This window comes from Streptomyces marokkonensis (genome assembly GCF_008312835.1).
Lineage (GTDB): Bacteria > Actinomycetota > Actinomycetes > Streptomycetales > Streptomycetaceae > Streptomyces > Streptomyces marokkonensis_A.
On sequence record NZ_VSKS01000027.1, the window covers coordinates 59,053 to 81,520 of the forward strand.

The 22,468-nt window shown below is 74.0% G+C and carries 18 protein-coding genes; 10 read left to right on the forward strand and 8 right to left on the reverse strand.

Features of this window, described 5'->3' with window-relative positions; all coding sequences use genetic code 11:
* Positions 1 to 48: 48 nt before the first annotated feature.
* A complete protein-coding gene (locus F1615_RS32210) occupies positions 49 to 243 on the reverse strand; it encodes a hypothetical protein (protein WP_030867896.1) in 195 nt (64 codons plus the stop codon).
* A 261-nt stretch (positions 244 to 504) separates the two neighbouring features.
* Between F1615_RS32210 and F1615_RS32215 the strand changes: the two genes are divergently transcribed.
* The 3 genes from F1615_RS32215 (at position 505) to F1615_RS32225 (ending at position 3,904) form a co-directional block, all read left to right on the forward strand.
* Positions 505 to 897 carry an ankyrin repeat domain-containing protein gene (locus tag F1615_RS32215; RefSeq protein WP_149552572.1) on the forward strand — a complete coding sequence of 131 codons (393 nt, stop codon included), beginning with the start codon at positions 505 to 507 and terminating at the stop codon, positions 895 to 897.
* Between the two features lie 300 nt (positions 898 to 1,197).
* Complete coding sequence (locus tag F1615_RS32220; protein ID WP_149552573.1) at positions 1,198 to 2,616, forward strand: HEAT repeat domain-containing protein; 1,419 nt, start codon at positions 1,198 to 1,200, stop codon at positions 2,614 to 2,616.
* 163 nt (positions 2,617 to 2,779) lie between these two features.
* Positions 2,780 to 3,904 carry a glycosyltransferase family 4 protein gene (locus tag F1615_RS32225; protein ID WP_149552574.1) on the forward strand — a complete coding sequence of 375 codons (1,125 nt, stop codon included), beginning with the start codon at positions 2,780 to 2,782 and terminating at the stop codon, positions 3,902 to 3,904.
* Positions 3,905 to 4,167: 263 nt separating this feature from the next.
* On the opposite strand, the gene F1615_RS32235 is transcribed toward F1615_RS32225, so the two are convergent.
* The 5 genes from F1615_RS32235 to F1615_RS32255 are packed head-to-tail and all read right to left on the reverse strand — an operon-like array spanning position 4,168 to position 8,618.
* Positions 4,168 to 5,037, reverse strand: coding sequence for a biotin-dependent carboxyltransferase family protein (locus F1615_RS32235; protein ID WP_149552575.1), 870 nt, complete (start codon positions 5,035 to 5,037; stop codon positions 4,168 to 4,170).
* Positions 5,034 to 5,663: a 5-oxoprolinase subunit B family protein gene (locus F1615_RS32240; RefSeq protein WP_149552576.1), complete on the reverse strand. Its 630-nt coding sequence runs from the start codon at positions 5,661 to 5,663 to the stop codon at positions 5,034 to 5,036. Before F1615_RS32240 ends, F1615_RS32235 begins: the two co-directional genes overlap by 4 nt.
* The gene (locus F1615_RS32245) at positions 5,660 to 6,418 is read right to left on the reverse strand and encodes a LamB/YcsF family protein (protein ID WP_149552577.1); all 759 of its coding nucleotides are present in this window, start codon (positions 6,416 to 6,418) and stop codon (positions 5,660 to 5,662) included. Before F1615_RS32245 ends, F1615_RS32240 begins: the two co-directional genes overlap by 4 nt.
* A 38-nt stretch (positions 6,419 to 6,456) precedes the next feature.
* Entirely contained in the window at positions 6,457 to 7,302 is an 846-nt protein-coding gene (locus tag F1615_RS32250) for a putative hydro-lyase (RefSeq protein ID WP_208818459.1), read from the reverse strand.
* Entirely contained in the window at positions 7,299 to 8,618 is a 1,320-nt protein-coding gene (locus tag F1615_RS32255) for an MFS transporter (protein ID WP_149552578.1), read from the reverse strand. The genes F1615_RS32250 and F1615_RS32255 overlap by 4 nt, the downstream gene beginning before the upstream one ends.
* A gap of 134 nt (positions 8,619 to 8,752) precedes the next feature.
* Here F1615_RS32255 and F1615_RS32260 point away from each other — a divergent pair, with 134 nt between their 5' ends.
* The 4 genes from F1615_RS32260 (at position 8,753) to F1615_RS32275 (ending at position 16,709) form a co-directional block, all read left to right on the forward strand.
* On the forward strand, positions 8,753 to 9,457 hold the full coding sequence (locus tag F1615_RS32260) for a GntR family transcriptional regulator (RefSeq protein ID WP_149552579.1): 705 nt from the start codon (positions 8,753 to 8,755) through the stop codon (positions 9,455 to 9,457).
* 104 nt (positions 9,458 to 9,561) lie between these two features.
* Positions 9,562 to 11,088 (forward strand): hypothetical protein, encoded by a 1,527-nt coding sequence (locus F1615_RS32265; RefSeq protein WP_149552580.1) that lies wholly within the window; start codon positions 9,562 to 9,564, stop codon positions 11,086 to 11,088.
* A 52-nt stretch (positions 11,089 to 11,140) separates the two neighbouring features.
* Positions 11,141 to 12,022 (forward strand): hypothetical protein, encoded by an 882-nt coding sequence (locus F1615_RS32270; RefSeq protein WP_149552581.1) that lies wholly within the window; start codon positions 11,141 to 11,143, stop codon positions 12,020 to 12,022.
* Between the two features lie 34 nt (positions 12,023 to 12,056).
* On the forward strand, positions 12,057 to 16,709 hold the full coding sequence (locus F1615_RS32275; RefSeq protein ID WP_149552582.1) for a hypothetical protein: 4,653 nt from the start codon (positions 12,057 to 12,059) through the stop codon (positions 16,707 to 16,709).
* A 23-nt stretch (positions 16,710 to 16,732) separates the two neighbouring features.
* On the opposite strand, the gene F1615_RS32280 is transcribed toward F1615_RS32275, so the two are convergent.
* Both F1615_RS32280 and F1615_RS32285 read right to left on the reverse strand, forming a co-directional pair.
* Positions 16,733 to 17,530: an IclR family transcriptional regulator gene (locus tag F1615_RS32280; protein WP_208818460.1), complete on the reverse strand. Its 798-nt coding sequence runs from the start codon at positions 17,528 to 17,530 to the stop codon at positions 16,733 to 16,735.
* A 117-nt stretch (positions 17,531 to 17,647) separates the two neighbouring features.
* Positions 17,648 to 18,220 carry a hypothetical protein gene (locus F1615_RS32285; RefSeq protein WP_149552583.1) on the reverse strand — a complete coding sequence of 191 codons (573 nt, stop codon included), beginning with the start codon at positions 18,218 to 18,220 and terminating at the stop codon, positions 17,648 to 17,650.
* 418 nt (positions 18,221 to 18,638) lie between these two features.
* Here F1615_RS32285 and F1615_RS32290 point away from each other — a divergent pair, with 418 nt between their 5' ends.
* The 3 genes from F1615_RS32290 to F1615_RS32300 are packed head-to-tail and all read left to right on the forward strand — an operon-like array spanning position 18,639 to position 22,468.
* A complete protein-coding gene (locus F1615_RS32290; RefSeq protein WP_149552584.1) occupies positions 18,639 to 21,632 on the forward strand; it encodes a sensor histidine kinase in 2,994 nt (997 codons plus the stop codon).
* Entirely contained in the window at positions 21,629 to 22,063 is a 435-nt protein-coding gene (locus tag F1615_RS32295; RefSeq protein WP_149552585.1) for a roadblock/LC7 domain-containing protein, read from the forward strand. The genes F1615_RS32290 and F1615_RS32295 overlap by 4 nt, the downstream gene beginning before the upstream one ends.
* Positions 22,064 to 22,072: 9 nt before the next feature.
* Positions 22,073 to 22,468, forward strand: a complete 396-nt coding sequence (locus tag F1615_RS32300; protein ID WP_149552586.1) for a DUF742 domain-containing protein — start codon at positions 22,073 to 22,075, stop codon at positions 22,466 to 22,468.

Genomic DNA, 22,468 nt, shown 5'->3' on the forward strand with positions numbered 1-22,468 from the left:
CTGTCTCCAGAGGGTGCGTACGGGCGGGAGGGGAGTGGTCGGGGCGGATCAGAACTTGAATCCGCCCAGGAGGCCGGCCAGGCTCTCGCCGCCCGCCTTGATGCTGGGTGCGATGGCCGTGCTGGCCAGATAGAAGCCGAAGAGCATCGCCACCAGGGCGTGCGACGCCTTCAGTCCGTCCTTGCGGAAGAAGATGAAGACGACGATGCCGAGCAGCACCACGCATGAGATCGAGACGATCATGTGAGTTCTCCTGGTTCGCGGGGACAGTCACCATGAGTACTTCCAGGATCACAGAATGTATCTATACGATAAAAGGTGCAACTGGGTGGATTTTCGCCGATTACCCTCGGACGGGCCTGTCGTGATCTTTACCTCGGGCACATCAGGTCATGTGCCGCGCGAGCCAGTACGCTGGCGGTTCACCCGTACGGCCTGCACCGCTCGCAGGCGTACGTCCTGTCCCCGATGCGTGAAGCGCGTGCAGTGAGAGGCGGTCCGGCGATGACCGAAGCCCCCGACCCCGAGGTCGTGGAGCTGGCGACCAAGATCTTCGACCTGGCCCGGCGCGGCCGGACCGGGGAGCTGGTGGCCTATGTCGACGCGGGCGTCCCGGCCGACCTCACCAACGACCGGGGCGACTCGCTCGTGATGCTCGCCGCCTACCACGGCCACGCCGAGGCGGTGCGCGCCCTGCTGGACCGCGGCGCCGACGCCGACCGCGTCAACGACCGGGGTCAGACTCCACTCGCGGGGGCGGTCTTCAAGGGGGAGACCGAAGTGATCGAAGCCCTGCTGAAGGGCGGCGCGGACCCGTCCGCCGGCACCCCCTCCGCCGTCGACACGGCCCGGATGTTCGGCCGTACGGAACTGCTCGAGCTGTTCGGCGAGCACTGAGCGACACGCTCCGACCAGCAACGACACGGAAAACGGGGGAGGCGGTACAGGGCCGCCGAAATTTCGGTCGCGGTGGATGTGACCGCCGGGTCATCATGACGACGTGATTCACGGACGCGATGGCTGGGCAGGTGTTGCCGCACCGCGCGGGCCGTGATGCGGCCCGCATGGGCCACAGACGAGAGGCAGAGAGAGATGGTCTACAGCAAGCAGGAAACGGCGGGCGCCCCGACGTGTCGTCACGCGGCCAGGTAATGCACGTCCCCGGTTGCGTCGACGCTTGATGTGAGGCTGTTTCCCATGTTCGATCCGGTCATAGCGCCCAGCGGTACGCTGCTCGGCCTGCTCCAGCGGGGACGCGGCGACGGCACGCTGCACGCGCTCACCGCCCCGCGATCCGAAGCGCTCGCGGCGCTGAACCACTGTGTGCAGCGCGACCCGCGCCACGACTGGCAGGTGGAGAACCGCTCCCTCTACTACGCCCGCCTCTACCTCGACCTGCACGGCGAACTGGACGCCGTCGAGGCCCACCTCTTCGACGCCGAGGACATCCTCGACACCGACGAGTCACGCACCGGACTCGCCCTCGCCGTCCTCGGTCACCTCGCCTCCTACGGCAGGCGGGACGCCCTGGACCTGCTGCGCAGGTACGCCGCGCACGGCACCAACTGGGCCTGGGCCCTGGACGAGCTGGCCCTCAGGGACGACGACGCGGGCCTGCGCGCCCTGGCCGCCCCGGTCCTCGCGCGGTTCGCCACCGACGCCGAGGGCGAGGCGGAGCTGGCCGCAACCGTCCGCGACGCCTTCGAACCACGGCCCTGGCGGCTGTGGGCCGACGATCCCCGCGCGTCCATCGCCACACGCGTGCGTGCCGCCCAGGAGGCCGGCTGCTTCGACCGCTGGCAGCGGCAGATGCGCCCCTCCGGGCCGCGCCCGGGCTGGAGCGTGCAGGCGGTGTTCGAATGGGCCCAGCAAGGCCTCGAACGCGGCGCCGCGCTCCATGTTCCCGCCGCCCGGTGTCTCGGCGCCGTGGCGGGCCCCGAGGACCGCACCGAGATCCTCCGGGCAGCCGAGGACGGCACCGAGGGAGCCCGGTGCACCGCCCTGCGCTACCTCGCCGACAGCAACGATCCCGGCGCTCTCGCGCTGATCGAACGCGCCGTGGCCACGGGCTCCGCGCCCGTCGTGGAAGCCGCCGTCGACGCCTTCGAACGCATGCGCAGTCTCGCCGCCGTCGACCGGGCGCGCGGCTGGGCCCGCCGGCCAGACGAGCTGGGCGCCGCCGCGGGCCGTGTCCTCGCCTGCCGCGGCGGCGTCCAGGACCGTGACGCGGTCCTCGCGGCGCTGAGGGAGGCCGTGCGGGGCGAGGGCCCCGACGCTCCCACCCTGTGGACCCTCGTCGACGGCGCCGGCCGCCTCGGCATCACCTGCGCCGCGCCCGTGCTCCGCCACGTCTACCGCGAGACCGCCTCCTCCCACCTGCGGGGCCGGGCCGCCCGCGCCCTCGCCGCGACCGACCCCTCCTTCGGCACCGGCTTCGCCGTCGAGTGCCTGTGGGACTGCGAGGAGACCACCCGCGAGATCGCCGCCCGGCACGCCGAGACCGGTGACACCCGGGTCGTCGACCGCCTGCGCCGGCTCGCCGCGGACCCGGCCGAGGAGGCCGAGGTGCAGACCGCCGTACGCAGCCGGATCGGTCCCGAGGAGACCGCCGTGTGACCCCCTGGCGCACGCGCGGTGTGAACGGCGGATGACCCGCGGGCCAGGTGTGCGTGGATGCCGTCCGACCCGCGCGGGTGGGGCAGGCAACGCTCACGGCGCGTTCCCCGCCCGGAAAGATCCACGTTGACGTGGCCACGTCCGGTGCGGCGACAACACCGGTATGCGTGTCGTCATCGTGACCGAGTCCTTTCCGCCCGATGTGAACGGCGTGGCCCACTGCGCGCTCCAGACCGCCCGACACCTCGTCGACCGCGGCCACACTCCCCTCGTCGTCGCCCCCGCCACCGCGGGTGACGCACCCGACGACGGGGCACCGTGCCCCGTCGTCCGCGTCCCCTCCCTTCCCCTCCCGGGCTACCCCCAGGTCCGCGTCGCCCTCCCCAGCCGGCGCCTGGCCGCGGCCATCGCCGGGCACCGGCCCGACATCGTTCATCTGGCCGGCCCCTTCGTCCTCGGCGTGCGCGGCATGGCGGCCGCCGCCCGCCTGGGCCTGCCCGCCGTCGCCGTCTACCAGACCGATCTCGCCGGATACGCCCGTACCTACATGGGCGCCGGGGAGGCGGCCGCGTGGCGGCGCATCCGCTCCGTGCACACGGCCGCCGACCTCACCCTCGCCCCGTCCGGCGCCGCCCTGCGCGACCTCGAGGCGCACGGCGTGCCCAGGGTCCGGCTGTGGCCGCGCGGTGTGGACACCGTCCGCTTCCGGCCCGGCCTCCGCGACGACGGGCTGCGCCGCGGCCTCGCCCCGAACGGCGAGCTCGTCGTCGGCTACGTCGGCCGGCTCGCCCCGGAGAAGCAGGTCGAACTGCTGGCCGCGACCTGCGCCATGCCCGGTGTACGGGTCGTCGTCGTCGGCGACGGGCCGAGCCGGACCGCACTGGAACGGGCGCTGCCCGGCGCGCTCTTCCTCGGCCGCCGCACCGGCGACGACCTCGCGCGGATCTTCGCCTCGCTGGACGTGTTCGTTCACACCGGACCGTTCGAGACGTTCTGCCAGACCGTGCAGGAGGCCATGGCCGGCGGGGTGCCCGTCGTCGCGCCCGCGGTGGGCGGTCCGCTGGACCTGGTCGCGCACGGGCGCACCGGCATGCTCGTCCCGCCGCGCGACGCCGCCGCCGTGCGTGACGCGGTGTGGTCCCTGGCCGCCGACCCCGGGCTGCGGGCCGCGTACGGGGCCGCCGGGCGCGCGACGGTCGAGGGGCGCACCTGGGCGGCCGTCGGCGACCGGCTGATCGGGTACTACGCGGACGTGCTCGCCGGGCGCAGGACGGCGGTGGCCGCATGACCGGGCCGGCGCCCCGCCCTGGTCCGGCTCCACGCCACCCACCCGGGGGCGAGCCTGCGGTGGCCGGCCACGTCCGGCACCGGGTGGGTCGCCCGCCGGTGCACGGACCTGCTGCCACAACTGCTCTTCCTGGCCGCCGGCGAGATGCGCCACCACGCCCGGGGCACGGGCGTCCGCCTGGACCCTGCGCACCTCCGCCGCCGTCTCGGCGGCACTCGCCGCACTCCCGGTGGTGGAACGACGCCGAGGCGCCGCCCAGGCCTTCAGCGACGGCGTACGGCGACGAAGCGGACCGGGGTGCCGGGCGGGGCCTGCGCCGCGGCCGGGAGGTCGGCGGCGCGCACGACCGCGATCACCGGGTAGCCCCCGGTGGTCGGATGGTCGGCCAGGAAGACCACCGGCGTGCCGTCGGGCGGTACCTGGACGGCGCCCAGCACCATGCCCTCGCTGGGGAGCTCGTCCCGCCTGGCCCGTTCCAGGGCCGGACCGGTCGTGCGCAGTCCGATGCGGTTGCTCGCGGGGGACACGTGGTACGTGCGCGAGGTGAAGAGGCGTACGGCCCCGGGAGTGAACCAGTCCTCGCGCGGGCCCGGGGTCACGCGCAGCACGAGCTCGGCCGGGGGCGCCGGCTGCGGGGCGACGTCCACGCGCGCGCGCCCTTCCCGGGGAGTCCCCAGGGGGAGCACGGCACCGTCCGTGAGAGGGGCCGGGCCGAGACCCGAGAGCAGGTCCGTGGAGCGGCTGCCGAGCACCGGCTCGACCGCGATCCCGCCCGAGACGGCCACGTAGGAGCGCACCCCGCGGACCGCCGCCCCCACGTCCAGAACCGATCCCGCACGCACGCGCACCGGCGCGCCCCAGGCGACCGCCCGGCCGTCCACGGTGACGGGGCAGGGAGCCCCGGTGACCGCCACCGTGACCGTCGAACGGGGGCGCACGGAACAGCCGTTGAGGGTCGTCTCCAGGACGGCCGCGTCCGGTGCGTTGCCCGCCAGACGGTTGGCGAGCGCCGCCGCGGGCCCGTCCAGCGCCCCGGAGCGGGGTACCCCGAGGTGGGCGTGGCCGGGGCGGCCCCGGTCCTGGACGGTGGTCAGTGCCCCGGCACGGACGACCGCGAGCGCGCGGTCCGTCATGCCGCCGGCTCCGTCGCGGTCACCGGGACGAACCGCACGCGCGTGCCGGGGGACAGCAGCGCCGCCGGCACGCGCGCGTGGTCCCACAGCACCAGGTCGGTCGTACCGATCAACTGCCAGCCACCCGGCGAGGAACGCGGGTACACGCCCGTGTAGGGCCCGGCCAGTGCCACCGAGCCGGCGGGGACGGATGTGCGCGGAGTCGGCCGGCGGGGTACGTCGTAACGCGCCGGCAGACCGGTGAGGTAACCGAAGCCGGGCGCGAATCCGCAGAAGGCGACCCGGAACTCGACGCCCGCGTGGACACGGGCCACCTCCCGCTCGGCGACGCCCCAGTGCGCGGCGACGTCGGCCAGGTCCGGGCCGTCGTACCGCACCGGGATCTCGACCGTCTCCGCGACTCCCCGGGGCGCCGAGGGCACTGCGAGGGCGGTCAGTTCGGCGGCCAGCCGGGCGGGCTCGGACAGGCCGTCGAGCAGTACCGTGCGCGCCGCCGGGACGATCTCCCCGGCGGGCAGCGAGCCCTCCGCGCGCCGCCGCAGCAGCTCCGCGTGGAGCGCCTGGGCCTCGTCGCCCGAGGAGACCTCCACGAGCAGGGCGTCCTCACCGACGGGCAGCACCCTCATGCGAAGGCCTCCACCCGGACCCCGGACGCCTCCAGCGCGGCACGCACCCGCCGTGCCAGGTCCACCGCGCCGGGCGTGTCGCCGTGCAGGCACAGGGAACGCGCCCGCATCCCGATGCGCCGGCCCGACAGCGCGTCGACCTCCCCGTGGCGGGCCAGATCCACCGAACGCGCCACGACGGACTCCGGGCCGGTGACGACGGCGCCCTCCTCACGACGGGGCACCAGCGTGCCCTCGTCCGTGTACGCCCGGTCGGCGAACGCCTCCGTCACCACCGGCAGGCCCGCCTTCCCGGCCAGCTCCAGCAGCCGCGAGCCGGGCAGGCCCAGTACGGGCAGCGCGGCGTCCGCGAGGACCACGCCGTCGACGACCGCGCGCGCCTGTTCCTCGTCGCGCACCACCCGGTTGTAGAGCGCCCCGTGCGGTTTCACGTAGGCCACGCGGGCGCCCGCCGCGCGGGCGAACACCTCCAGGGCACCGATCTGGTAGGCCACCTCGGCCGCCAGCTCGGCGGGTGGCACGTCCATCGCGCGCCGCCCGAACCCCGCCAGGTCCCGGTAGGAGACCTGGGCGCCGATCCGCACCCCGCGCTCGGCCGCGAGCTCGCACACCCGGCGCATGGTCGCGGCGTCCCCGGCGTGGAAGCCGCAGGCCACATTGGCGCTGGTGACCACGGACAGCAGCCGCTCGTCGTCGGTGAGCCGCCAGCGGCCGAAGCCCTCGCCGAGGTCGGCGTTCAGATCGATCGAGGTCATGGGTCCTTCGTTTCTCCTGTCGGTGCCGCGCGGGTCCGTCACGCCACGCGGAACTGTTCGTCCCGGGCGTCGCTGAGGAACATCTGCCCCGGTGCGTGCGTGATGGCGAACGGCGGGCGGGAGGCCATGACCGCGGCCTGCGGGGTCACCCCGCACGCCCAGAACACCGGGATGTCGTCCGGTGCGAAGTCCACCGGGTCGCCGAAGTCCGGGCGGCCGAGGTCGTCGATGCCCAGCCCGTAGGGGTCGCCGCAGTGCACGGGGCCGCCGTGCACCGCCGGGAGCAGACTGCTCTCCCGGATCGCCGCGGAGAGCAGTCCGGGAGGCACCGGCCGCATCGAGACCACCATCGGGCCGCTCAGCCGCCCCGCCGGGCGGCACTGCCAACTCGTCACGTACATGGGAACGTTGCGACCCTGCTCGACGTGCCGGACCGGAACACCCGCCGCCGCCAGCGCCCACTCGAACGTGAAGCTGCAGCCGATCAGGAACGACACCAGATCACCGCGCCAGTGCGCCCGCACGTCCGTCGGTTCGTCCACCAACTCACCGTGCTCCCACACCCGGTAGCGCGGCAGGTCGGTGCGCAGGTCGGCGCCGTCGGCGAGGACGGTGGTCACGGACCCGGCGTCGGTGACGTCCAGGACCGGGCAGGGCTTGGGGTTGCGCTGGCAGAACAGCAGCATGTCGTACGCCCAGTCGGCGGGCACCGAGATCAGATTGGCCTGTGTGTGTCCCGCGGCCACACCGGCCGTGGGGCCCGCCAGACCCTTCCGGAAGCGTGCGCGCGCCGCGCGCGGGCTCCACGCGCCCGCGCGGTCGTCGGCCAGGGTCACAGGACGGTCGTCCACGACGGTCGGTGTGCGGTCGTCGGTGGGGTTCACTCCAGCTCCTTCCCGCGCGTCTCCGGCAGCCCCAGCAGCGCCAGCGCGGCGAGGCCGTAGCCGATCGCGCCGAAGACCAGCGCCCCGCCCACGCCCCAGCTGTCGGCCAGGAAACCGACCGTCGTGGGGAAGACGGCGCCCACGGCGCGCCCGGTGTTGTACGTGAAGCCCTGTCCCGTTCCGCGTACCGCCGTCGGGTACAGCTCGCTCAGGTAGGAGCCGAATCCGCTGAAGATGGCCGACATGCAGAACCCCAGCGGGAAACCGAGCACCAGGACCAGGGTGTTGGCGCCGCTGGGGATGTTCGTGTACGCCAGGATGCAGACGGCGGACAGCAGGGCGAACAGCCAGATGTTGCGCCGGCGGCCCAGCCGGTCGGTGAGGTAGCCGCCGGTCAGATAGCCGAGGAAGGCACCCGAGATCAGGAACGTCAGATAGCCGCCGGTGCCGACGACCGACAGGTCGCGCTCCGTCTTCAGGTACGTCGGCACCCAGGTGGCGAGGGTGTAGTAGCCGCCCTGGACGCCGGTGGACAGCAGTACGGCGAAGAGCGTGGTGCGCAGCAGTCCCGTCGATCCCGGCCCGTCCGGCCGGAAGATCGCCGCGAACGAGCCCTTGTGGGCGCTCCTCTCCCGCGCGGCGGCCGCCTGGGGCGCGTCCCGCACACTGCGCCGCACCCACACGACGAGCAGCGCCGGCAGCGCGCCGGTCCAGAACATCACCCGCCAGGCCAGGTCGTCGTCGACCAGCGAGAAGATCACCGTGGACACGATCACGGCGAGCGCCCAGCCCACGGCCCAGGAGCTCTGGACCGCGCCGAGGGTGCGTCCGCGGTGCCGGGCGCTCGCGTACTCCGCGACCAGGATGGCGCCGACCGCCCACTCACCGCCGAAGCCGAGGCCCTGGAGGGCCCGGAACACCAGCAGCGTCTCGTAGTTGGGCGCGAAGCCGCAGGCCACCGTGAACACCGCGTACGTGATCACGGTCAGCAGCAGGGCCTTCACCCGGCCGACGCGGTCCGCCAGGACCCCGGCGAGGGCGCCACCGACCGCCGAGACCACCAGGGTGACGGTCGTGAGCAGGCCGGTCTCACCGCTGTTCAGACCGAAGTACGCGGACAGCGCGACCATGGTCAGCGGCAGCGTGAAGTAATCGTACGAATCCAGGGCATAGCCGCCGAACGCGCCGCCGAAGGCGCGTCGGCCGCTCGGCCCCAGGGCGCGCAGCCAGCCCAACGCCCCGTCGCCTGTGGTGCTTCCGGGCGAGGCGGGGCGTGGTTGGCCGGTCAGGGCCTTCGGTGGAGGGGTCGCGCTCATGGGCACCTCGCAGAGGGAGGACGAAGGGTGCGGGAAGAGGTGAGCCGTGCCGTGGGCAGCAAGGTAGAGGATCGTTGAACGATCCTTCAATACCCGTGTTGTCTCGTTCTCCGGCGTGCGATTGAATTCCGGGCATGACGGAGCAGCTGAGCGGACTGGCCGACGACCGTGCCCTGTTGGGCCGTACCAGCACCGCGGAGCGGGTCGCGGACATCCTCCGAAGCCGGATCGCCGAGGGGTACTTCCCGCCCGGCACCCGGCTGTCGGAGGACAGCATCGGCGGGGCCCTCGGCGTCTCCCGCAACACGCTGCGCGAGGCGTTCCGCCTGCTCACGCACGAGCGGCTGCTCGTGCACGAACTGAACCGGGGTGTCTTCGTCCGGGTGCTCACCGTCGAGGACGTCGAGGACATCTACCGCACCCGGCGGCTCGTCGAGTGCGCCGTCGTGCGCGGCCTGGGTGACCCGCCCTACCGGCTCGACGCGCTCGCCGGGGTCGTGGAACAGGGGCGCGGGGCGGCGCGCGAGGGTGACTGGAAAGCGGTGGGTACGGCCAACATCCACTTCCACCGCGAACTCGTGGCGCTCGCCGCCAGCGAGCGCACGGACGAGCTGATGCGCAGCGTCTTCGCCGAACTGCGGCTGGCCTTCCACGTGGTGGACGAGCCCAAGCGGCTGCACGAACCCTACATCGCACGAAATGCCGCCATTCTGGAAGCGCTTGAGGCAGGCCGGCGGGAGGAGGCCGAGCACCTCCTCGCGGCGTACCTCGACGTGTCGCTGGAGCGGGTGGTGGAGGTGTACCGGCGCCGGGTGGGGGAGGAGGCGCAGGGCGGCTGACCCCGCCCGCGACCGGACGGATCACGGCGGTGTGACAAGCGTGACGCCGGGGCGCATCTGCCTCGTTTGGGTCGTTGTCTGACCGAGGACCTAGTCTGTGCACCGTGACTTCGCCTGCATCGACGGACAGCGTTCCGCCCCAGCTCAGCGCGGGGCCGAGGCCCGCGCCGGGCCCGGCCGCCGACGAGGGTCTGGCGCGGCGGCTGCGCGCGCTCGCCTGCACCGCGCCGCTGCACGACCTCGACGCGCGCAAGGCCAACCTGGCCGGTGAGTACTCGGTGTACGGCATGGCGGAGATCGCCCTCGCCGCCATCGACCTGGTCACGCTGAACATGGACTTCGACACGGGCGCCGACCACGACCAGGTCGTCGCCCGGCTCATCCCGCGCATCGCCGCCCAGGCCCCGCGCCGCCCGGCCGCCGAACACGAGCGCGTGGCCCGCTGGGTCCTGGAGAACCTGATCAACGTCGGCAGCGTCGACCGCGGCTTCCGCGCGGTGTACGGCGTGTTCGGAGCGGACGGCACCTATGTGCGCCGCGACTACGACTTCAAACTGGTCGAGGAGGTCCCCGGCCCCGGCGGCACGGTGTACCTGCGGACCACGGACGAGGCGGTCAACGTCCTGGTCGGCGCCCTGGACACCGACGTCACCAGCGCGCAGATCGCCGCCGAGGTCAAGCTGGAGGTGCTGATCAGCCGGGGCAGGCTCGCCGACGCCCAGCTCGCCGCCGAGCAGGCCCGCTACCGCACCGTGCAGTACTCCGAGACCCTGCGCCGGGCCCTGGAGGCGACCCGTCGCAACGTCCGCGCGGTGGACTGGCTGAGCACCGTGCCCGACATGATCGCCGAGGCCCTCGACCACGTGGCGGACCGGTACCGCCACGAGAACGCGATCCTCACCAACATCCGCAAGGCCCGCGACGAGTCCGAGGACCCCGGGCACAAGCGCCGCGCGGCCGAGCTGGTAGACATCGTCAAGGACTGCATCCGGCGCCACACACAGCTGCAGTCCCGGCTGCTGGAGGCCGGACCGCTGTTCCGCGCCGAACAGGACCGGCAGGCCTTCGCCACCCCCACGTCCACCTCCGGCACCGACCTCTACGGCCACCTCCTGGCACCCCTGCTGCCCCTGCCCGTGGAGCGGGCGTCCCGGGTCACCGACGCCTTCTTCGCCCACGGCACCGGACTGCGCACCCCGGTCTCCGTCCGGGTGGCCGACCTCGTCGAGATACTGCTGACGCCGCCCGTGGAGCGTGAGCACCTCGGCGCGGAGATGCCGGAGCCCGACCTGATCGCCACGCCCGACGACAGCCGCTTCAGCGAGGAGCAGCTCGCCGCCGCCACCGAGCTGCTGGACCTGCCGGCCGACGCGCCGCGCCGGCTGTCCGGACTGCTCGCCGACGCCCGCCGCCAGGACCCCGAACTGCCCTACCTGGTCGCCCTGCTGGCCATCCACGCCGCCAGCCCGCCGTTCGGCACCGCCTACCGCCAGGGGGAACGCAGGCTGCTGTTCGCCGTGGACGACGGCACCGACCTCGACGACCCCGAGTTCGGCGGTGCCGACCTCATCGTGGGCACGGCCCTGCTGGACGCGGCAAGCATGGCCGCCGACCGGACGGAGGCGGCATGACCGCCCGGGCAGCAGTCCGTACCGACGTTTCCCACAGCGAGGAGTCCCGACCGTGACCGAGCACGTCGAGTGGAGTGAGCCGGAGGCCGCGGCCGCACCGGCGAGCGCCGCCGTCACGCCCGCCGACGCCGCGGACGCGGCGCGGCTCGTCGCCTTCGGCCTCCAGCCCAGACTCCAGCCCGCCCGCGACCAGGAGTACGCCGACCTGCTGCGCCGCTACCGCGAGGACCCGCCGTTCGCGCGGCTCGCCGACGCCGTGGCCACCGGCCTCGGGCTGATCGTGCTGGAGGTGTCCCCGCGCGCCGGCATGGCCGTCACCGCCGCCGAGGACTCCGTCTTCGCCGTCCGCATGGGCGACTACGCGCGCCGTACCTCCGCCGACGGCGGTGACCGGTTCCTGCACGGGCTCGCCCACCTCGCCGTCGCCGCCATGGCCTTCCCACGCCCCGAGGACCTCGCCGACGACGGCTACATCGGGCGCGTCACGGTCAACGGCGTCGACGCCTTCGTCCGCCAGGCCTGCCACCGCCTGGAGGAGCGGGCCGCCGAACAGGGCGAGAACACCGACCCGGCCAGCGACGCCCCCGGCCTGGAGGCCGCCTGGCGGATCTGGGCCAGACGCAGCGCGACCGGAGCCACCAAGGACGCGCGCCGGCTCGCGGGCTCCACCACCGGCATCGTCGCCAAGGCGGTCGCCTTCCTCACCGACTCCGGTTTCCTCCAGCGCACCGGCGACGACAGCGGCGGCACCTACCGCACCACGGCCCGCTACCAGCTCCAAGTGCGCGACATGGCGGGCAGTGCCGCCCTCGCCGAACTGCTGGAACTGGGCGTCGTCCCGGTCACCGACGGCACGCCCACCCTGCTGCCGCCCCAGGACGGCGACGACCTGGAGCTGGTCGCCGACGCCGGCCTGCCGTTCCACTCCGCCTGACCCCCCACCTCACGAAGCCTCACGAGAGTCCGCCATGTACGAGCTGTCCCGGGTCCGCCTCTACTCCATCGGGCCGGCCGGTGCGCGCTACGCCGACACCGTGCTCGACCTGCGCGGTGTCGGCGGGGTCGTGCCGGACCCCGCGCCGGCGCAGGCGGAGTTCTTCGAGGAGGAGCCCGTCGGCCCGCCGCGCCGTCCCGCCCCCGCCGGGGTGCTGTTCCTCGAGAACGGCGGCGGCAAGTCCGTCCTGCTGAAGCTGATCTTCTCCGTGATGCTCCCGGGCCACCGCAACACCCTCGGCGGCGCCAGCTCCGGTGTGCTGCGCAAGTTCCTGCTCGCCGACGACTGCGGCCACGTCGCGCTGGAGTGGCAGCACGTGCAGACCGGCGAGTGCGTCGTCGTCGGCAAGGTCAGCGAATGGCGGGGCCGCCAGGTCTCCAACGATCCCAGGAAGTTCGCCGAGGCCTGGTACTCCCTGCGCCCCGGCCCCGGTCTCAGCCTGGACAGCCTCCCCGTCGCCGAGTCCACGGCCGTACGGCCGCCCGCCGAGGGCCAGTCGGGCGCGCGGGGACGGCGCCGCACCATGAAGGGCTTCCGGGACGCCCTCACCGAGGCCGGCAAGAACTACCCGCACCTGGAGGTGCACTGGGAGGAGATCCACGAGCGCTGGACCGAACACCTCGGCGACCTCGGACTCGACCCCGAACTCTTCCGCTACCAGCGGGAGATGAACGCCGACGAGGGAGAGGCCGCCGGTCTCTTCGCGGTCAAGAAGGACTCCGACTTCACCGACCTGCTGCTGCGCGCCGTCACCGACACCCGCGACACCGACGGACTCGCCGACCTCGTCAGCGGCTTCGGCAACAAGCTGGGCCGGCGCGCCGAACTGATCGCCGAACGGGACTTCACCGCCGGCTCGGTCGACCTGCTGGGCCGGATCGTCGAGGCCGCCGGGGCCCGCACCAGCGCGCGGGAGATCCACACCGCGGCCGAGCGCCGCACCCGCACCCTCGCCCGCCGGCTCTCCGCGCGCGGCGCCCAGGAACGCGTCCGCGCGGCCGACCTGGCCGGGCGCGTCACCGCCGCCGCGTACGCCGTCACCCGGGCCGGGTCGGCGCGCGGGCACAGCGCGCTGATCTCCGCCGAACTCGCCTACCGGCACGCCTCCCTGGCGCTCACCGCGGCCGAGAAGTCCGCAGCGACCCAGAAGCGCGAACTCGCCGACGCGCGCACGCTGTACTCGGCCTGGCAGGCCGCCGAGGCCGTGCTGCGCCACCGCGCCGCCGCCGACCGCGTGGCCCGTGTCTCCGCCGCGATCCAGGAGGCCGAGCGGGACGCGGCCCCCGCGCTGGCCGCCCGCGCCAAGGCCGCCGTCGACCTGGTGCGCGCCCTGCACGCGGCCGCGCGGAACGCCGAGGACCTCGCCAACGAGGAGGAGGCACGGTCGGCCGCCCTCCAGGAGGTCAGCGACGGCGCCCACCGCGACTCCACCGCCGCGGCCACCGAGGCGCAGCGGGCCCGCAGCGAGATCGGACACCTGCGGCAGCGGCTCACCGAGGTCGAGCAGGAGACCGCCGAGGCGGTACGCGCCGGCTGGCTCGACGACAGCGCCCCCGACGCCGACCCCGCCCGGGCCGCCCTCGCGGCGAGCGACGCCGAGAAGACGGCGGTCGCCGCCTGGGACTCTGCCCGCGAGGCGTCCCGCCGGGCCACCGAGCACGCGCGCGAGGCGGCCGCCGCCGAGAGCCGTGGGGAACTCACCGCGGCCCGCGCCGCGGACGCGGCCACGGCGGCCGAGCGCGCCCACGAGGGCGAGCGCCGCACGGCCGAGGCCCTGGCCGCCGAGCAGCGGCTGGCGGAACTGCTGAGCCTCCCCGGAACTCCCGCCGGGCGGCGGACCGGTGTGCCCGCTCAGCGCACGGACGCCGGCCGCGCCGCGGCTGATCCCGGCGCCCGGCCGTCCCCGGGCGAAAGCGCCCTGACCGCCGAGGAACTCGACCGCTTCGCCGACGAGTTGCGCGAACTGCTCGACGACGCCGTCTCCTCCGCCGAACGACAGCTGTTCGACCTGCGCACCGCCGCCGCGGACGACGCCCGGATCCTCGGTGCCCTCGGTGACGGCGGGCTGCTGCCGCCCGGCCCGGACGTGCTGGCGACGGTCGAGTTCCTCGGCGAGCACGGCATCCCCGCCCTCCCGGGCTGGCGCTACCTCGCCCAGGCCGTGGACCCGGCCGACCACGCGCGCGTGCTCGCCGCCCGCCCCGAGCTGGTCGACGGCGTCGTCATCACCGACCCGGACTCCCACGTCCGCGCCCGCGAGGCGCTGAGCGAGGCGGCGCTGCTGCCCCGGTCCGCCGTCGCCGTCGGGACCGCCGCCGCCCTGCTCGCCCCCACTCCGGCGCCGGACACGGACAGCGGTGACGTCTTCCTCGTACCGCCGAACCCGGCCATGCACGACGAGCACGCCGCCGACGAGGAACGGCAGACACTGCGTGCCCGGGCGACCGAGCGGGACGAGGAGATCCGCGCCCTCGCCGCCCGGCTCGGCAAGGACCGTGAACTGGCCGCCCGGCTGGCCTCCTGGCGCTCCGGCTGCCCGGCCGGGCGGCTCACGGAACTGGCCGGGACGGCGCGCGAAGCGCGGGCCTTCGCCGAGGAGGCCGAGGCCGAACTGGCCGAGGCCCGCACCGAACGGGCGGAGGCCGAGGAGGCCGCCGCCGAGGCCGTCCGGGTCCGGGACGAGCGGCAGGAGGCCGCACAGCGGGCCCGGCGCGCGGCGGACGCCCTCGCCGGGCTCGCCTTCCGGCTGCGCGAACGGGCCGGCTGGCAGGTCAAACTGCGCGAACTGGCCGACGACGCGGCCGAGGCGGAGGCACGCGCCCAGACCTGTCTGGAACGGGCACGCGCCGCCGACGAGGACCGGCGCGGCGCCCAGCGTGCCGCCGACGACGCCCGGCGCACCGCCCGTGCCCTGCGCGCCGAGCGCTCCGAGATCGCCGGCGCGCCCGACGACGTGCCCGAGGACGGCGCCGAAGCGCCGCAGGTGTCCCTGCCCGCCCTGCGCGAGGCCTACCGGGCCGCGTCCCAGGTGTACGAGAAGGTCGGCGTCGGCGCCGATCTGCGCGCCGAACAGGCCCGCGCGGAGAGCGACGAGAGCGCGGCCCGCGCGGACCTGGACCGGCTCAGCAACAAGGTCCGCACTCGCGCGGAGCAGCTGCTGACGTCGCCCGACGGCTCCGACGGCCCCAGCCGGCAGGCCGCCGCCGCCCGCGCCGAGGAACTGGTGCAGCTCCTGGAGACCCGGATGTCCGGCGCGAGCGAGCAGCTCGGACGGCTGCGCGGCGAGGCCGAACGGCTCGCACCCGAGGACGGAGAGGCGCACACCGAGCTCCCCGAGGAGCTCATCCCGGCCGACGCCGGGCACGCACAGGTGCTGCTGCGCACCGCCACCACCGAACTCGCGTCCCGCAACGAGGCGTTGAACGCGGCGCGGGAGGCCCACGCCCAACTGCTCGACGCGCACCGGGCCGCCGAGGACGCGGCCGGCGGCTTCGACGAGACCGCCGCCATGCTCCGCGACCTGCTGCGCGAGCACACGACGGAGGAGGAGCAGGAGCAGCCCGAGCCCTACCCGGGCAGCCTGGACGAGGCCCGGCGGTCCGCCGCCGAGGCCCGCCGCTCGCTGCGCGGCTGCGCCGCCGACCTGTCCACCGCCGAGTCCGCCGTGCGCGAGGCGAGCGACGTCCTCGTCCGGCACGCCAACTCCACCCGCTACGAGCAGGTCCGCACCCCGGCCCGCCAGCAGATCCGCGAACTGCCCGCCTCCGCGCTGCCGGAGCACGCCCAGAAGTGGGCGGAGGCCTTCGCGCCGCGGCTCCGGGTCCTCACCGACGAGCTGGAGCAGCTGGAGCGCAACCGCGACTCGATCGTGGACCGGCTGCGGGGCCTGGTCGAGTCCGCCCTCGCCACCCTCCGCTCGGCCCAGCGGCTGTCCCGGCTGCCGGAGGGCCTCGGCGAGTGGTCCGGGCAGGAGTTCCTGCGCATCCGCTTCGAGGAACCCGACCAGGCCACCCTCACCGAACGCCTCGGCGAGGTCATCGACGAGGCGACCCGTGCGGCCGTCAGGAAGAACTCCGATCTGCGGCGCGACGGCATGTCCCTGTTGTTGCGCGGGGTCGCCGCCGCCCTCCAGCCGAAGGGGGTCGCCGTCGAGATCCTCAAGCCCGACGCGGTACTGCGTGCCGAGCGGGTGCCCGTCGGCCAGATGGGCGACGTGTTCTCCGGCGGCCAGCTGCTCACCGCCGCCATCGCCCTGTACTGCACGATGGCCGCCCTGCGTTCCAACGACCGGGGCAGGGACAAGCACAGGCACGCCGGAACGCTGTTCCTGGACAACCCCATCGGCCGCGCCAACGCCACCTACCTGCTGGAACTCCAGCGGGCCGTCGCCGACGCGCTCGGCGTGCAGCTGCTGTACACCACCGGCCTGTTCGACACGACGGCGCTCGCCGAGTTCCCGCTGGTCATCCGGCTGCGCAACGACGCCGACCTGCGGGCGGGGCTGAAGTACATCAGCGTGGAGGAGCACCTTCGGCCGGGGCTTCCCCAGCAGGACCCGGCCGAGGAGGCGCACAGCGAGATCACCGCGACCCGCATGTTCAAGCGGCCGGCCCCGGCGAGCGGCTGACCAGGCGCCGCGCCGGAGGTGACTCAGAAGCCGTAGCCCATCCGCCGGGACAGCTCGGCCGCCGCTCCGGCCGTCCGGCTGCCCAGCCGGGGCAGCCGGTCCGCGGTCAGCCGGTACACCGGACCCGAGACACTGATCGCCGCGATCACCGTGCCGTCGTGGCAGCGGACCGGCGCCGCGACGGCCGCGAGTCCCGGTTCCAGCTCCTCGAGCGTCGTGGCGTATCCCTGCTCGATCACCTGCTCCAGCTCGCCGCGCAGTACCGACGGGTCGGTGATCGTGCGCTCGGTGAACCGGTGCAGCGGGCGGGTGAGGTGGCCTTCGCGCGGGGCGGGTGGCATGTGGGCCAGGAACACCTTGCCGCTCGAGGTGGCGTGCAGCGGGGTGCGCCTGCCGAGCCAGTTCTGCGCCGTGACCGACGCGGTGCCCCGCGCCTGCATGATGTTGACGGCCGCGTCCTCGTCCGGCACGGCCGTGTTCACCGTCTCGCCCAGCTCGTCCGCGAGGTCCCGGCACACCGGGACACCCTCCTGGGAGATGTCGAGCCGCAGGGCGGCCGCCCCGGCGAGACGCAGTACGCCGGCCCCCAGGTGGTACTTGCCGTGGCCCCGGGCCTGCCCCACCAGGCCGCGGTTCTCCAGTACACCGAGCAGCCGGAACGCCGTGGACTTGTGCACCCCGAGTTCGCCGGCGATCTCCGTGACGCCCGCCTCGCCCTGCCGGGCGAGGATCTCCAGGACGCTCACCGCACGGTCCACGGACTGCACGGCACCCGCAGGGCTCTTCCCGTTCCTCCCCGACTCGTTCTGCGCGCGGGTCATGGTTCGGCTCTCACCATCCGTCGGGGCGGTTGCGCGGGACGCTCAGACGTGCGTCATACGAAACCCCAGGGTACCGAGAGCCCGCGGCGCCGGCGGTGCCGGTGAGTCCTGGCGGTGTCAGGGATGGGAGAGCTGACCGGCTCCACCGCGCCGGCGTATCCGAGCCCGCGCGCGCTCGGCCGACCGCTCCTGACGGCGGGCACGGCGCCGCTCGCGCCGCAGGGCGCGCGCCGTGCTGCTGGGCGCGGACACCACACCGTTGCGCTGGTTCCAGACCTGGCGGGTCACCCACACGTCCAGAGCCGCCCAGGTGGCCAGGATCGTACTGACGACGCTGCCGATGACCATGGGGAACGCCAGCCAGGACCCGGCCAGCGTGCACAGGAAGGCCACCATGGCCTGAATCAGTGTCACGGCGATGACGATCACGGCCCGCACGGCCGAGGTGCGGACCGGATCCGGAAGGCGGCGCCGCCGCGCCGGCTCCTCGACCCACAGCGGCCGGTAGTGCGCCTGCTCCCGGGTACCGCCGGACTCGCCGCCGGCCTGGTCCTTGCGAGCCGGCCTCCGCCCGGTGGCCCCGCGCTCTGCTGCGGGTATGCCGCGGCCCGGTGCCCCGGCATCCGTCCGCGCCGTCGTCCGCGCCGCCGCGCCGCCCTCGGGCGCCTCGCGCCGCTCCGCCGTGCCCATCAACGTGTCACTCCCCACCGCCGGCAAACCACTCGCTCGTGTCCGAAGACCCCACTCCCCAGTGGCTGCCCGGCTTGCGCTGTTTTACGCCGCCCAGGTGCGGGGCACGGCTCCTGTGGCCGATTCCGCCCCCATGTCCCACAGAGAAGGACGAACGACACGTCGAGAAGATTCCCGACTGGGAAAGAATCCGGCCAACAGTCCCTGTTCGTCCGGGAGACGGGTTCGGGGCGCACACCCCGGATTCCGGTGGGCAATCTCCCCCAATGGCCGGACAACTCACCATCTCCCGCCACCGGCACGGAACTGCAGCTTCCGGACGGGTCTTCGAGTTGTCCCCGGCGCGGTAGTAGGCTCGCGCCGTTTGTTGACGCACATGTGTGCCTCCGGTCGCCCGGGGGCCGAGCTGGGGGAGGCCATGCGCTTTCGCGGGAAGTCCATCCGCCGGAAGATCGTGGCGCTGCTTCTCGTGCCGCTGGTGTCGCTGACGACGATCTGGGCCTTCACCACGGTGCTCACGGGCCGCGAGGCAAGTCACCTCTTCGACGTCTCGGCGGTGATGGAGGACGTCGGCTACCCCGTCGAGGACACCGTGCGCGTCCTCCAGCAGGAGCGCCGGCAGACCCTCGTCCATCTCGCCGACCCCCGCGCCTCCGACGGACTCGCCGCACTCCGGCGCAGCCGTGCCGCCACCGACAAGGCCGTCGCGAAGGTCCGCAGGAACGCGGCCCAAGCCGACGTGCGCGAGGCCATGCACGGCGACTCCGGTGAGCTGAACGCGGTGCTGGACTCCTTCGACGGCATCGAGTCCCTCCGGCGCAGCGTCGAGGACGGCACCGTCAACCGCTCCCAGGCCCTCGACCTCTACAACCGGCTGGTCGACCCGTGCTACGTGCTGCTGGCCAATCTGCACGTGGTCGAGGACGTCGAGCTCGACAAGCAGTACCGCGCCCTGGTCAGTCTGGCCCGCGCCCGCGAACTGCTCTCCCGCGAGGACGCCCTGCTCGGCTCCGCCCTGATCGTCGGCAGGCTGTCCCGTTCCGAGGTGCGGGACATCTCCGACCTCGTGGCCCAGCGCACGCTGATGTACGACGCCGGGCTGCCGCAGCTGCCCGCGTCCGAACGCGACCGCTACGAGACCTTCTGGAAGAACGCCGCGTCCGCCCCGCTGCGGGTGGGCGAGGAGGCCGCCGTCTCCTCCGGCACCGGGCCGCCCCGCGGGATCACCGCCAAGAGCTGGGACACCGCCGCCGGCAACGTGCTCGCCGAACTCGGCAGGCTCAACGACCAGGCCACCGACCGCTACCAGGACCGCGTCCGCCCCGTCGCCATGGGCGTCATCGCCCAGGCCGTCGTCGCGGGCGTGCTCGGACTGATCGCCCTCGTGGTCTCCCTCTTCCTCTCCGTACGCGTCGGACGCGGACTCATCCGCGACCTCCGGCAACTGCGCCTGGAGGCCCACGAGGCGTCCGGCGTGCGGCTGCCCAGTGTGATGCGCCGCCTCTCGGCCGGCGAACAGGTCGACGTCGAGACCGAGGTCCCGCGCCTGGAGTACGACAAGAACGAGATGGGAGAGGTCGGCCAGGCCCTCAACACGCTGCAGCGCGCCGCCGTGGAGGCCGCCGTCAAACAGGCCGAACTGCGCGCCGGCGTGTCCGAGGTGTTCGTCAACCTCGCCCGCCGCAGCCAGGTCCTGCTGCACAAGCAGCTCACCCTGCTGGACACCATGGAGCGCAGGACCGAGGACACCGGGGAACTCGCCGACCTGTTCCGCCTGGACCACCTCACCACCCGTATGCGCCGGCACGCCGAGGGCCTGGTGATCCTCTCCGGCGCCGCGCCCTCCCGGCAGTGGCGCAAGCCCGTCCAGCTCATGGACGTCGTACGCGCCGCCGTCGCCGAGGTCGAGGACTACGAGCGCATCGAGGTCCGCCGCCTGCCGAGGGTCGCCGTCACCGGACCGGCCGTCGCCGACCTCACCCATCTCGTGGCCGAACTGCTGGAGAACGCCACGGTGTTCTCCCCGCCGCACACCGCCGTCCAGGTCCTGGGCGACCGCGTCGGCAACGGCTTCACCCTGGAGATCCACGACCGCGGGCTCGGCATGGCGGCCGACGCGCTCCTGGACGCCAATCTCCGGCTCGCCGAGACCCCGGAGTTCGAACTCTCCGACACGGACCGGCTCGGGCTGTTCGTGGTCAGCCGGCTCGCCCAGCGCCAGAACGTCCGGGTCTCCCTGCAGCCCTCCCCGTACGGCGGCACCACGGCGGTCGTCTTCATCCCCGACGCGCTGCTGACGGACGACATCCCGGACACCAACGGTGTCGGCTTCCGCCTCGACCGTCCCCAGCGCCCCACGGACAGGGAGCCGGAGGAGAGCCGCCGCGCCGCGCTCTCCCAGGTGCCCGTCCAGTTGCCCCGGCTGCCCGCCTCGGTGCTGGACGGGCCGGTCGAACTGGAGGCTCCCGTCGACCTGGACGCCCTTGACGGATTCCCCGTCTCCCTGGGTGACGAGGAGGGCGAGAACGGCGGTCTCTTCCGTCCCCGCCGCTCCCTCGGCGGCACCAAGGACGAGCGGCCGGACCGCAGCCGTGAGCCCCGCCGGCCGAGCCCCGGCACCCCGAAGGGCCCGGACGCGGACGAGGGGACGAGCGTCCCGGTTCCGCTCGCCCGCAGGGCGACGCCCAAACTGGTCAGCTCCCACGGCCGTCCGGTCCGCGACCAGCGCGCCCGCGGTGAGCGGACGGACGAGGGGGAGACGGCCCCGCCGGCCCACCCCGAGCTGGAAGCGGCACCTCCGCCGCCCGCCCGTCGCCGCGGTGAGGACCCCGCGGGACGCCGGGAGCCTGACCGTCCGGGCGCGGAACCCCTGGCCCCGCTTCCGGCCCGCCGTCGCACCGGACGGCTCTCCTCCGGCCACGAGCGCGAAGAACCGGACCCGCGGACACTGCCGCCCCTGCCCGCCCGCCGACGGTCCGCGGACGCGTCCCGCCCCGGCGCCGGTGCCGCGGAGCAGAGCGGCACTCCGGCAGCCGCCGGCCCCGCGCGCGAGGCCCCGCCGGAGCCGCCGGCCGGCCTTCCCCGGCGCACCCGCCGCCCCGCGACCGGGCCGAACGGACCCGACGACTCCGCACCGGCCCCCGAAGGACCGGACACCGGCGCCGTACAGCCCGGCGGGGGAGCGCTGCCCCGGCGGGTGCGGCAGGCCAGCCTGGCCCCCCAGCTCAAGCGCAGTGCGGGGCCCCGGAACGAGGGCAAGGACCTGCCCGTTGAACGGGACGCGGACGAAGTACGCAGCCGCATGGCCTCGCTCCAGCGCGGCTGGCAGCGCGGCCGCGAGGAGAACGCCGCAGGCGACGAGACCGACAGCGGCACAGCACCACGACGAACGACAAAGGGGGACGGTCGATGACCGCACCGAGGGCCACCGGCCACACCGAGACCGACAAGGGGGAGCTGAACTGGCTCCTCGACGACCTGGTGGACCGCGTCGCCAGCATCCGCAAGGCGATCGTGCTCTCCGGCGACGGCCTGCCCACCGGCGCGTCGAAGGACCTGACCCGGGAGGACAGTGAGCACCTGGCCGCCGTCGCCTCCGGCTTCCACAGTCTCGCCAAGGGCGTGGGCCGCCACTTCGAGGCCGGTGACGTCCGCCAGACCGTCGTCGAACTCGACGAGGCGTTCCTGCTCGTCACCGCCGCCGGCGACGGCAGCTGCCTCGCCGTCCTCGCGGACGCCGACTCGGACGTCGGACAGGTCGCCTACGAGATGACGCTGCTCGTGAAGCGGGTCGGTGTGCATCTGGGCGCCGCTCCGCGCACCGATCTGCCCTCGGGCGGGTAGTGGGATGACATGAGCGCTGACGGTCAGGGTAGAAGCCACTGGTTCGACGACGAGGCCGGACCGGTCGTCCGTCCGTACGCCATGACGCGGGGCCGCACCACCAGTGCGGTCCAGCACCGCCTCGACCTGATCGCGGTGGTCGTCACGGAGCCGCACGCCGACGATCCGGAGAACGATCCCACCCTGTCCCCGGAGCACGTGGACATCGTGGAACTGTGCCGCGACACCTCGCAGACGGTCGCCGAACTCGCCGCCGAACTCGACCTGCCGATCGGAGTGGTCCGGGTCCTCGTCGGAGACCTCGTGGACTCCGAATTCGTCCATGTGAACCGGCCCGTACCCCCGGCCGAACTGCCGGACGAGAGTATTCTGCGCGACGTGATCAACGGCCTCCGGGCGCTGTGA

Excerpts from the sequence above, each read along its gene's own strand:
- F1615_RS32290 (WP_149552584.1), top strand. The coding sequence starts at position 18,639 with ATGCGCTTTCGCGGGAAGTCCATCCGCCGGAAGATCGTGGCGCTGCTT.
- F1615_RS32215 (WP_149552572.1), top strand. The coding sequence starts at position 505 with ATGACCGAAGCCCCCGACCCCGAGGTCGTGGAGCTGGCGACCAAGATC.
- F1615_RS32280 (WP_208818460.1), bottom strand. The coding sequence starts at position 17,530 with ATGACCCGCGCGCAGAACGAGTCGGGGAGGAACGGGAAGAGCCCTGCG.
- F1615_RS32300 (WP_149552586.1), top strand. The coding sequence starts at position 22,073 with ATGAGCGCTGACGGTCAGGGTAGAAGCCACTGGTTCGACGACGAGGCC.
- F1615_RS32225 (WP_149552574.1), top strand. The coding sequence starts at position 2,780 with ATGCGTGTCGTCATCGTGACCGAGTCCTTTCCGCCCGATGTGAACGGC.
- F1615_RS32240 (WP_149552576.1), bottom strand. The coding sequence starts at position 5,663 with ATGAGGGTGCTGCCCGTCGGTGAGGACGCCCTGCTCGTGGAGGTCTCC.
- F1615_RS32295 (WP_149552585.1), top strand. The coding sequence starts at position 21,629 with ATGACCGCACCGAGGGCCACCGGCCACACCGAGACCGACAAGGGGGAG.
- F1615_RS32260 (WP_149552579.1), top strand. The coding sequence starts at position 8,753 with ATGACGGAGCAGCTGAGCGGACTGGCCGACGACCGTGCCCTGTTGGGC.
- F1615_RS32275 (WP_149552582.1), top strand. The coding sequence starts at position 12,057 with ATGTACGAGCTGTCCCGGGTCCGCCTCTACTCCATCGGGCCGGCCGGT.
- F1615_RS32285 (WP_149552583.1), bottom strand. The coding sequence starts at position 18,220 with ATGGGCACGGCGGAGCGGCGCGAGGCGCCCGAGGGCGGCGCGGCGGCG.
- F1615_RS32220 (WP_149552573.1), top strand. The coding sequence starts at position 1,198 with ATGTTCGATCCGGTCATAGCGCCCAGCGGTACGCTGCTCGGCCTGCTC.
- F1615_RS32235 (WP_149552575.1), bottom strand. The coding sequence starts at position 5,037 with ATGACGGACCGCGCGCTCGCGGTCGTCCGTGCCGGGGCACTGACCACC.
- F1615_RS32255 (WP_149552578.1), bottom strand. The coding sequence starts at position 8,618 with ATGAGCGCGACCCCTCCACCGAAGGCCCTGACCGGCCAACCACGCCCC.
- F1615_RS32210 (WP_030867896.1), bottom strand. The coding sequence starts at position 243 with ATGATCGTCTCGATCTCATGCGTGGTGCTGCTCGGCATCGTCGTCTTC.
- F1615_RS32245 (WP_149552577.1), bottom strand. The coding sequence starts at position 6,418 with ATGACCTCGATCGATCTGAACGCCGACCTCGGCGAGGGCTTCGGCCGC.